Here is a 10,087-nt window from a genome sequence, read left to right on the forward strand (position 1 = left end):
CCCCCCCCCCCCCCCCCCCCCCCCCCCCCCCCCCCACTACCGCCCACCGCGCACCGCGCGGCACGTACAACAGCGGGAACGCCCCATGTCCCTGGCCGAATTCGCCCTCATTGACCGCATCCGCGCCCGTACCCTCGAGCGCGACGACATCCTGCTCGGCATCGGCGACGACGCTGCGCTGCTGCAGCCGCGTGCCAATGAGCAACTGGTGGTCACTGCCGACACGCTCAACAGCGGCGTGCACTTCCCGGTGGAAACCCCGGCCTTCGATATCGGCTGGAAGACCCTGGCGGTCAACCTGTCGGACCTGGCCGCGATGGGCGCGCGCCCGGCGTGGTGCACGCTGGCGTTGTCGCTGCCGGAAGCCTCCGAAGACTGGATCGATGCGTTCGCCGATGGCTTTTTCGCCCTGGCCGATCAGCACGACATCGCGTTGATCGGCGGTGACACCACGCGTGGTCCGTTGTCGCTGTCGGTGACCGCGATGGGCCAGGTGGGACGTGGCCAGGCGCTGCGTCGCGACCGCGCGCAGGTGGGCGATGACATCTGGGTGAGCGGCACGCTCGGCGATGCCGCCGGTGCGCTGCGCCTGTGGCAGCAAGCTGCGCTGAGCATCGCCACCGCCACGCTGCTGGCCGACTACGAAAGCCTGCGCCTGCGTCTGCTGCGGCCGACTCCGCGTGTGACCCTGGGCCTGCGCCTGCGTGCGTTCGCACACGCGGCGGTGGATGTGTCCGATGGCCTGCTGGCCGATCTGGGTCACATCACCACGCGCAGCAACGTGGCCGCACATGTCGATGCCGATTCGTTGCCGATCTCCCACGCGCTGCGTGAGCTGCTCGGCCGCGATGGCGCGCGCGACTGCGCTCTGCGCGGTGGCGACGACTACGAACTGTGCTTCACCGCCGCCGCCGACCAGCGCGACGCGCTGCACTACCTGGCCGAATCGCTGGACGTGCCGCTCACCCGCATCGGTCGCATTGCCGAAGGGCAGGGCGTGCACGTGGATGGCGAAGCCGCCGACGGCGGATACCAGCACTTCGTCTGATTGATGACGCCGGGCATGGCCCGGCGCTGCCACGCGACTGAAACCGCCGGGCATGACCGGGTGCTGCCGTATCGGTGCGCGGTTGCTGGATGACATCGACGCTGCAGAGCCGAGCCTACGCTCGGCTCACGCGCGAAGCGCGGCTTTCATCGCGATGTGCCCCATGGCAGCCGAGCATGGGCTCGGCTCTGCAGATGTCGCTAAGCTGCCTGCAACTGCACATCCAGTACTCAGTCAGCCTGCGGCTGCCTGCCGCGACGCTGCTGCAGGCAGGACTCACACGTGACCGTTGCCAGCGACCGCGCATCGTTGACCGCGGCCAGGGCCTGCTCCAGGATCGGCGCGAGGTCATGTGGCAGGCGCGCAGCGGCTTCGCCAAGAGTGGTGATGACATGGGGATAGAGAGGCTTGTACATCTCGGCATCCTTGTTCGCAGGGCGTGGGCGCTGTTGCTTCGACCCAACCCGTTCGGCGGTTGCCAACGGCTCACAGAGATGCCGATGGTGCTGTCACTGCAGGCTCGCTGGACCAGGCAGCTGGCGCTCACGACGGGTGTGGGTCAGAGCTGTGTGGTGCTGTTGGCGATATGTTCCTGGCAAAGGAGCAGTTTTCCCATGCAACAAGTTGCAAAGCACACTGGACACCGGATGGAGCTTCAGTTGACGGCTGGCAGCGTGAAGGTCCGTAGCGGGTACAGTGCGACGCCTCCAGCTGGGGAGGGCTCCTGCGGGTCGTCGTCAACACATTGGCAGTGGCACTACACCGGCGGCAGCACCTTGCCGGGGTTGAGGATGCCGTCCGGGTCCAGCGCGGCCTTGATCGCTCGCATCGTCGTCAGCGTTTCTGCGGTGAAGGCCTTCGCCATGAAATCTCGCTTGGCCAGGCCAATGCCGTGTTCTCCCGACAGCGTGCCGCCCAACGCCAGCGTCAGCTCGAAGATCTTTGGCAGCGCGGCATGGGCGCGCGCGTTCTCGTCGGCATCGTCCGGGTGGTACAGGATGTTGACGTGCAGGTTGCCGTTGCCGGCATGGCCAAAGGTGACGATGGTCAGCGCGTAGTCGCGTGCCAATGCCTGCACGCCGGCCACCAGTTCCGGAATGCGCGATACCGGTACCACCACGTCTTCGTTGATCTTGCCCGGGGCAACGCTGCGCAGCGCCGGCGACAGCGCCTTGCGTGCGGCCCATAGCTGGTCACGCGCGCGGCCTTCCATCGCGACGTCCAGCTCGATCATGCCGTCGCCTTCGGCAGCGCTGGCCAGTGCCTGCAGCAGGTAGGGCAGGGTGTCGTGGTCACCATCGGCTTCGACCAGCAGCATCGCACCGGCCTCCGGCACGTCGGCACCATTCAGCCGCAGCAGCTCCAGGCTGCGTGCGTCCATGAATTCCAGGCGCGTGGGCACCACCGGTTGCGACATCAATCGCGATACGGCGGCCGCGGCGGCATCGGCATCGCGGTACAGCACGCGCAGGCCGGCCTGGCTGACCGGCAGCGGGGTCAGTTTCAGCGTGGCTTCCACGATCAATGCCAGCGTGCCTTCGCTGCCTACCAGCAGATGCGTGAGGTCATAGCCGGTGGCGTCCTTGGTGTAGGCACCGCCGCAGCGGATCACGTCGCCGGTGCCGGTAACGGCAACCAGGCCCAGCACGTTGTCGCGGCTGGTGCCGTACTTCACCGCGCGCGGGCCACCGGCGTTGCAGGCCAGGTTGCCGCCGATGCTGCAGATCTCGGCGCTGGATGGATCCGGCGCCCAGAACAGGCCATGCGGGGCCAGCGCCTGCTGCAGGGCGCCGTTGAGTACGCCCGGTTGCACCACCGCGCAACGGTCACCGGCGCGGATCTCGACGATGCGGTCCATGCGGGTGAACGACAGCACGATACTGCCGGGCAGCGGCACCGCCGCGCCGGTGGTGCCGGTACCAGCGCCACGTGCGACCAGGGCCACGCCATGCGCACGGCAGGCCCGCACCAAAGCCTGCACCTGTTCGATGTCGGCTGGCAGCGCCACCGCCGCCGGGCGCTGGTGACGCCATGAGTTGTCCTGCGCGTTCGCCTCCAGCGCGCCGTCATCCATGCGCCAGCCCTCCGCGCCCAGCAGGGCGGACAGTTCGGCAACCAGGGCAGCAGGCAGGGCAGGACTCATGACGGATCTCGTGGGGCAACGGGAGCGGGTTGGATCAGTTTCCAGGCAACAACGGCGCCGGCTAGTGGCAGCCACACCCAGCGCAGTTCCGACATTACGGTGGCGAGGCCACGCGCGCTGAAGAACTGTGGCGCGAACGGAGAAACGCGGATGGGTCGCCACGGCGCGAAGAAGCGCTGCTCACTCCATGGCCAGGCCAGGGCGACACCGAGGCCGCCGGAGGTCATCGCATCCAGCAGCGGGTGGCTGGCGGCGCAGACGAAGACGAACACCGCCGCTTGTAGGGTCGATGCCATCGTTGGCCCTGCCTTGGCAGGTGCCAACCTTGGTTGGCACGAAACCGCCGACCAAGGTCGGCCACTACCAGAGCGTGCCATTGCCTCTTCGGTAGGTGCCAACCTTGGTTGGCACCGAAGCGCCGACCAAGGTCGGCGACTACCGGAGTTGCGGGGCGCCGACCAAGGCCGGCGGCTACCGAAGAACGCCAACACCGCGGCCAACGCCGCCAGCACGAACGCAAACAGCAACGAATGGCTGGCACCACGATGTCCGAACGCATCGGCGTAGGGAATATGCAGTGCAAAGGCCAGCACGTCGGCATCGGGCAGCATCGCAGCGATCACACCGGCCGCCAGCAGGCGCGGTGGGATGCGGCCACGGTCAGCGGCGCACCAGAGCGCCAACGGCACAGCGGCATGGGTGATGATCGAAGGCATCAGTCACGCACCGTGGTCGTGCCGGCCAGGCTGCGCTCTGGTAGGTGCCAACCATGGTTGGCACAGAGGCGCCGACCAAGTTCGGCCTCTACCAGAGCGGACGTTAACCATCAGCAGTCATCCAGCCGGAACGCATCACGCAGCCACCGCAGCTGCGGCGGTTCACCACTGGCTTCAACCACATCGAAACGGCAGGGCGCATTGGCCAGTGCCGGGTTGTCCTGCAGGTACAGCTGCGCGGCATGCGCCAGGCGCCGGCATTTGCGCGCATCCACCGAAGCGGCGCCGCCACCGAAATCGGAGCGCGCGCGATAGCGCACTTCCACGAACACCACGGTACCGGCGTCATCCATCACCAGGTCCAGTTCACCGCCGCGATAACGCACGTTGCGCGCACGCGGCAGCAGCCCGGCCTGTTGCAGGTGCTGCTCGGCGGCGGCTTCCACCGCCGAGCCACGTTGGCTGCGCTCAGCGACCACCGACGATCGGCATCGGCCGGCCGCCATTGAAGGTGGACCATGCCGGCTGGCGCAGGATGTTGCCGTTGCTGTCCAGGAACAGGGTGCCGGTGGCACCGTCCAGGCCGCCCTCGTTGGACAGCTTGTCCAGATAGGCGGTGATCTTCCAGGCATCGGCACCGAAAGCGAACAGGCGGCCAGCGGCGCCGCGAGCGCTGGGCAGCGCGCTGGCCACCTGGCTGGCCGACGGCAGGCCGGACACGCTGCGCACATTCCAGGCTTCGTTCGGGTAGACGATGCCGTCCAGCGCCACGTCTTCTTCCACCTTGCCGCTGCCGACGGTCAGCTGCGAGGTGCCGACGCGGGTCGCGCCACCGGCACCGGCCAGCGCAAGCTGCGGCGCCAGCAGTCGGGCCTGCGGGGCGCGCACGGCGAGGAACACGGCATCGACCTGACCGGCATTGCGCACCTGCGCGCCGACATCGCCGACGGCTTCGCTGACATTGACCGTGGCCACCACCTGGCCGCCGCGCTGTGCGAAGCGCTGGGCAAAGGCGGCGGCGGAACGGCGGCCGGTGTCGTCGTTGCTGCTGATCACCAGCGCGCGGTTGCGCTCGCGGCCACGCAGGTACTCGGCGGCGACGATGCCGTCGTCTTCCGGTGCCAGCGAGAAACCAGCGCTGCCGGCCGGCGGTGCATCCTTGCCGCGGTTCAGGGCCAGCACCGGTACCTGTAGCTGCTGGCGGCCGTACACGGCGTCCACTCCGTCGCGGCCCAGCGGGCCGACCACGAAGTCGGCACCGGAGGCGACGGCCTTGTCGTAGGCGGCGAGGGCACCAGCCGGGGTGCCAGCGGTGTCGAAGAAATTGATGTCCGGGCGGCGACGGCTTTCACCGTAGTAGGCGCTCAACAGGCCGTCGCGCACCGGCTGCGCGGCGGTGGCCAGGCGGCCGCTGAGCGGCAGCAGCACGGCCAGCTTGGCCGGCGGTCGGTAGCCGTCGCTCATCGCCGGCGGACGCTTGCTGGTATCAAACTGGGCCGCGCCATCGCGGTCGAACGGGCGCGGCAGCGGCAGGCCGCGCGCGATCAGCGCACGGCCGGCGAAGTTGTACAGAGGATCGTTGGCCGGCAGGGCAGCGGCACGGCTGCGCAAAGTGGCGTCGTCGAGGGTACCGAGCAGGCCGGAGATGGCGGCCTGGTTCTCGCTGCGCGCACTGCCGGTCAGGCTGGCATGGGCGCGTGCACGTTCGGTGGCGGCGCCGAAGGCATCGCCGGTGCCCTGCAGCGCGTTGGCGCGGGCCAGATACCAGCGCGTACGCAGCGCCGGCAGCACGTTGTCGCCGTGGTCCTTCAGCAGGGCCAGGGCCTGCGCCGGCTGCTTGTCGGCCAGTGCCAGCTCGGCGCCGGTCAGCTGGTAGCGCTGCAGGCTGGCGCCGGACAGCTGGCGGGCGGTGAGCTGGCCCAGCAGGCTGCGCGCGCGCGCACTGTCACCGGCCAGGTGCCAGGCCCAGGCCGCGTCGGCCAGCGCATTGCTGCGAGCGCCGCCGCGCAGGGTGGCGGCCAGGCCTTCCAGCTGCAGCGCGGCGTCGCGGGGCTTGCCCTGTTCGATCAGCGCCAGCGCCTGGCTCTGGGCCGGCGAATCGGGCGTGCTGGTCAGGCTGGTGGTGGCGCAACCGGCCAGCAGCATCAGCGACAGCGACAGGGCGGAGATCCGTGCGGCGGGCTTGTTCATGATCGGGTCCATGCGATGAGGGCAGCGGCCTTGGCCGGGTACACGCTACGATTCTACCCTTGCCCCGTGAGTACCGCTGAAATGAGTGTGCCAACCCTGTACGTCGTCGCCACCCCGATCGGCAACCTGGCCGATCTGAGCCCGCGCGCGCAGGAGGTGCTGCGGTCGGTGGCGGCCATCTGTGCTGAAGACACCCGCCGCAGTGGCCAGCTGCTGTCCCATTTCGGCATCCAGCAGCCGTTGGTGGCCCTGCACGAACACAATGAAGAGGCCCTGGCCCAGCGCCTGGTCTCGCGCCTGCAGGCCGGTGAATCGCTGGCGCTGGTCAGTGATGCCGGCACCCCGCTGGTCAGTGACCCCGGTTTCCGCCTGGTGCGTGCTGCGCGCGCGGCGGGCATCAAGGTCAGCCCGATTCCCGGCGCCTGTGCCGCCATCGCTGCGCTGAGCGTGGCCGGCCTGCCCAGCGACCGTTTCAGTTTCGAGGGTTTCCTGCCGGCCAAGGCCAGCGGCCGCCGCGACCGCCTGCAGGCGCTGGCCGGTGAAGTACGCACCATGGTGTTCTACGAATCCTCGCACCGCATCGCCGAATCGCTGGCCGACATGGCGGCGATCTTCGGCGGTGAGCGCCCGGCGGTGTTGGCCCGCGAGCTGACCAAGCTGTTCGAGACCGTGCTTGATGGTGACCTGGCCGGCCTGCTGGCGAAGGTGGAAGCTGACGAGAACCAGCGCAAGGGCGAGTTCGTGGTGATGGTGCAGGGTGCTGGCGACGATGAGGAAGCGCAGCTGGCGCATGGCCGCCGTGTCTACGCCAAATTGAGCGAGCATCTGCCGCCGTCGACCGCCGCCAAGCTGGCTGCCGAGCTGACCGGCGCACCGCGCAAGGCGTTGTACGGGAGTTGATGGATCGTGCGGACCAAGGTCCGCACCCACCAGAGCGGAATCCGCACCCACCAGAGCAGCGGAATCGGTAGATCCACGCCATGCGTGGATGAACGGGCCGCGCCGGGGTCTGCACCCACCCGGGCGGACCGATAGCGCCAGGCCTTGCGACGTCAGGACTGTACGGGTGTGTCGAGGGTGTCCAGATAGTTGGCAATCTCGGCAATCACCGAAGAGAGGTCCGGCGCGATCAGGCGATTCCTGCGCAGGAAGGCGCGCCACTGGGTCTGCTTCTGGGTATCTGCGGCGAATGACTGAGTCAGTCCGTAGGGCAGGGGCGTTGGCGCCGGGGTCCTTCGTCGATCAAACGTCGCGCCAATGGCCGCAACAAGGTGCGGGCGATCCATGGCGTCTTCGCGGATCAGTGCCAGCAAGTCGAAGAAGTCCTTCATCCTGCTGTTAGCGATGCCCAGTGCCGCTATAGCCTCGAGCTTTTCGGCAAACACGGTTTCGCGTGGATAGACGCGCAGGCAGGCTGGAGGGAATCCTTCCAGAATCACCGGATAGGTGATTTCCGGCGGCGGGGTGATCACCGCGTCGCCAAACCCGACGTCCCACTGCACATGGCAGCGTGCCCGGCCCAGATGTGCGATCAGGCGCATGCGCAGCCCCTCGTACGTGGCTTCTTCACGTATGGCCTCGATGACGATGCTGCCTGGATCGAAGCGCAGGCCGTCGTCCCCGGGCATTCCACAGAGCGAAAGTGCGATATGTAGCAGGCGATCGGGCTCAGCGCTGCCGGATCCCAGGAAATCGGCATCCCGTGTAGGGCGGTGCGGCGCGTCGAACCACACTGCGAACAGCATGGCACCCTTCAGCAGGAACTGGTTGCGGTATCGAGAAGCGGAGAGCCGGTAGAGCAGGCGCTCAACGGCGAACCTGTCCAGCACGAACTGAAAGTCCTCACCCTGCTTGCGTGCGAGATCGAGCAGCCGTTGCCGGATGGAAGCAACGCGGTGGGGAGGTGTTGGAGAGGGGATCAAGCCAGGGCATCGAGGTACGGTCTCATCAGTCTGGCAACGCGGCAGATCCGCGCATACTCCATCAACGCATCCGGCGTGGTTGCACGGCTGTGAAGCGCGTCACGCAGGGCTTCAAGTGCGACATCAAGCCCTACGAGATTGCGGAACTTGAAGCAATCGACGACGGTTTTGGCTACGTTGCTGACGTATATGAGACGTCCGCCTACGCGACGTTCTTCCAGCCCCGCATTGAGGGTCGTTGCCGACATGCGGACCACACGGAGGGGCGGCCAGTCGATCCGCGGAACGCGGTCGCTGTTGCCGATGGAGACCCAGCGTTCGAATGGTGCCTGAGTGGTCAGGCCATGCAGGCGCAGGGCACTCAACAGGCATAGACGGGGGTGTGGCAGGCGTTCTGCAATGATCCGCAGTCCATCATCGGTGTCGTCGCTCTTTCTTTCCGCCAACGCGTAGACGCCACGGGACAGCCGGATGAGTGCGCCTGCCTCGACCAGGCGGGTCAGTTGGGCGCGGGCGATCCCGGCAGTCACCAGTTCGCGGGCGCGCAGGGTGCCTGCGCGTCGCAATAGCTTTCGTGCCTTGGCCTCGGCGTTTCCCATGACGGCATTGTTCCATAACGTCGGGTGTTTTGAATATCGACCGACAAAAAGGAACATCGTTGGCTGCGGCGAGTGACGAGTAAATGGTGCGGACCAAGGTCCGCACCCACCAGAGCGGAATCCGCACCCACCAGAGCAGCGGAATCGGTAGATCCACGCCATGCGTGGATGGATGAACCGGATGCCGCGATCAGCACGGCAGGAAGGGCGTTCGTAGGCTAGAATGTGCGTTGGCGGAGCCGGCCAGACAGTCGCGTCATCCCTTCGGGGATGCCGAGGAAAGTCCGGGCTCCATAGGGCAAGGTGCCAGGTAACGCCTGGGCGGCGCAAGCCGACGGAAAGTGCAACAGAAAGATACCGCCTACGTCTTCTTCGGAAGGCCGGTAAGGGTGAAATGGTGCGGTAAGAGCGCACCGCGAGTCTGGCAACAGACCGGCACGGCAAACCCCACCTGGAGCAAGACCAAATAGGGATCCTTTGGCGCGGCCCGCGTTGGATCCGGGTAGGTTGCTTGAGCGTTGCGGTGACGTAACGCCTAGAGGAATGACTGTCCACGACAGAACCCGGCTTATCGGCCGGCTCCGCCTCTTTCTTCCATATGCGTGAACCGCGCATCGGTAGTGCCGGCCGCTGGCCGGCAGCTTCACGATGCCTGCAGGGCGGACAGAGTGCCGGCCAGCGGCCGGCACTACCTCGACGTCGCGCGTTCGTCAGCCCGGCGTACGGTACTGCCCTGCGGAAATGAACTGCGAGAAGCGCTCGCACCACACCACCACCGTGGTGTAGTCGTCGACGTTGACGTCATCGGGTACATCGACCAGGAAACGGTTGAAGGTCTTCACCTCGCCGATGCGCCGGGCCTGCGCCTTGATCTTCAGGAAGTCCGCTTTGTTGTCGACGAAATCGCGGACCAGGTAGACCTTGTAGTCCGGTCCCGGTCCCATCTTCCCGTCGAAGGCCACCTGGCGTGCGCTGACGCTGACCTTGCCTTCCGCCCAGTGCACCGCGTCGCTGCCCTTGAGGTCGCGGCGGAACGTGGTGTGATGGGTGGCGTCGTTCATGGCGGCCTGCACCTGTGCTGCGGGCGGATCATCAGGAGCGATCAGGATCGGCAGGAAGTAGACGCCCAGGCCGAAGCCGAGGCCGAGAGTGAGCAGATGGGTGGCGAGCAGGATGAGGGTGCGGCGCATGGGGCCTCCATGTGGATGTGGATCGCGCGGCATGGTGCCGGGCATGACCACCTTGGGAGGTTGCGGGCGGCATTTATAGACACAGTGCCAAGCGCAAAAAGGGCACAGTGGGGTGGCTGCGGCAACGCAGGCCCTGTGGCGCGGGCGGAAAGGCGCTGCGTCCGGAAGCTGAATGACGTTGGCAGCCTTGGATCGCAGTGACGGGTAGTGCCGGCCGCTGGCCGGAATCTCTCTCCAGCAGGGGTATTGCCTACCGTTGGCCGGAATCTCTTTCCAGCA

At 67.1% G+C, this 10,087-nt stretch carries 10 protein-coding genes and 1 other RNA gene; 3 read left to right on the forward strand and 8 right to left on the reverse strand.

Annotation, left to right across the window (positions count from 1 at the left end):
• The first annotated feature begins 85 nt into the window (after window positions 1-85).
• Window positions 86-1,048 (forward strand): thiamine-phosphate kinase, encoded by a 963-nt coding sequence (thiL, locus tag ACMZ91_RS20265; protein WP_080355242.1) that lies wholly within the window; start codon window positions 86-88, stop codon window positions 1,046-1,048.
• A gap of 230 nt (window positions 1,049-1,278) precedes the next feature.
• On the opposite strand, the gene ACMZ91_RS20270 is transcribed toward thiL, so the two are convergent.
• The 5 genes from ACMZ91_RS20270 to ACMZ91_RS20290 all read right to left on the reverse strand — a co-directional run bounded on the left by ACMZ91_RS20270 (window position 1,279) and on the right by ACMZ91_RS20290 (window position 6,097).
• Window positions 1,279-1,464 carry a hypothetical protein gene (locus ACMZ91_RS20270; protein WP_032128040.1) on the reverse strand — a complete coding sequence of 62 codons (186 nt, stop codon included), beginning with the start codon at window positions 1,462-1,464 and terminating at the stop codon, window positions 1,279-1,281.
• Window positions 1,465-1,805: 341 nt separating this feature from the next.
• Window positions 1,806-3,191 (reverse strand): FAD-binding oxidoreductase, encoded by a 1,386-nt coding sequence (locus ACMZ91_RS20275; RefSeq protein WP_049462853.1) that lies wholly within the window; start codon window positions 3,189-3,191, stop codon window positions 1,806-1,808.
• Complete coding sequence (locus ACMZ91_RS20280; RefSeq protein WP_049462854.1) at window positions 3,188-3,907, reverse strand: metal-dependent hydrolase; 720 nt, start codon at window positions 3,905-3,907, stop codon at window positions 3,188-3,190. The genes ACMZ91_RS20275 and ACMZ91_RS20280 overlap by 4 nt, the downstream gene beginning before the upstream one ends.
• A gap of 110 nt (window positions 3,908-4,017) precedes the next feature.
• Window positions 4,018-4,386: a YraN family protein gene (locus tag ACMZ91_RS20285; protein ID WP_177179500.1), complete on the reverse strand. Its 369-nt coding sequence runs from the start codon at window positions 4,384-4,386 to the stop codon at window positions 4,018-4,020.
• Window positions 4,376-6,097, reverse strand: a complete 1,722-nt coding sequence (locus ACMZ91_RS20290) for a penicillin-binding protein activator (RefSeq protein WP_049462856.1) — start codon at window positions 6,095-6,097, stop codon at window positions 4,376-4,378. Before ACMZ91_RS20290 ends, ACMZ91_RS20285 begins: the two co-directional genes overlap by 11 nt.
• An 81-nt stretch (window positions 6,098-6,178) precedes the next feature.
• On the opposite strand from ACMZ91_RS20290, the gene rsmI reads away from it, so the two are divergent.
• On the forward strand, window positions 6,179-6,997 hold the full coding sequence (gene rsmI, locus ACMZ91_RS20295; protein WP_005412235.1) for a 16S rRNA (cytidine(1402)-2'-O)-methyltransferase: 819 nt from the start codon (window positions 6,179-6,181) through the stop codon (window positions 6,995-6,997).
• A 152-nt stretch (window positions 6,998-7,149) separates the two neighbouring features.
• Here rsmI and ACMZ91_RS20300 read toward each other — a convergent pair whose 3' ends face one another.
• Together ACMZ91_RS20300 and ACMZ91_RS20305 are read right to left on the reverse strand one after the other, a co-directional pair.
• A complete protein-coding gene (locus ACMZ91_RS20300) occupies window positions 7,150-8,019 on the reverse strand; it encodes a nucleotidyl transferase AbiEii/AbiGii toxin family protein (RefSeq protein ID WP_197573250.1) in 870 nt (289 codons plus the stop codon).
• The gene (locus ACMZ91_RS20305) at window positions 8,016-8,675 is read right to left on the reverse strand and encodes a type IV toxin-antitoxin system AbiEi family antitoxin domain-containing protein (RefSeq protein WP_177179501.1); all 660 of its coding nucleotides are present in this window, start codon (window positions 8,673-8,675) and stop codon (window positions 8,016-8,018) included. The genes ACMZ91_RS20300 and ACMZ91_RS20305 overlap by 4 nt, the downstream gene beginning before the upstream one ends.
• A gap of 178 nt (window positions 8,676-8,853) precedes the next feature.
• Here ACMZ91_RS20305 and rnpB point away from each other — a divergent pair.
• An RNA gene (rnpB, locus tag ACMZ91_RS20310) (RNase P RNA component class A) lies at window positions 8,854-9,205 on the forward strand.
• Between the two features lie 123 nt (window positions 9,206-9,328).
• Here the strand turns inward: rnpB and ACMZ91_RS20315 are convergent.
• Window positions 9,329-9,808, reverse strand: coding sequence for a DM13 domain-containing protein (locus ACMZ91_RS20315; protein ID WP_049461627.1), 480 nt, complete (start codon window positions 9,806-9,808; stop codon window positions 9,329-9,331).
• Window positions 9,809-10,087: the final 279 nt, after the last annotated feature.

It is taken from the genome of Stenotrophomonas sp. FR024 (assembly GCF_047500745.2).
GTDB classification, from domain to species: Bacteria; Pseudomonadota; Gammaproteobacteria; order Xanthomonadales; family Xanthomonadaceae; genus Stenotrophomonas; species Stenotrophomonas maltophilia_A.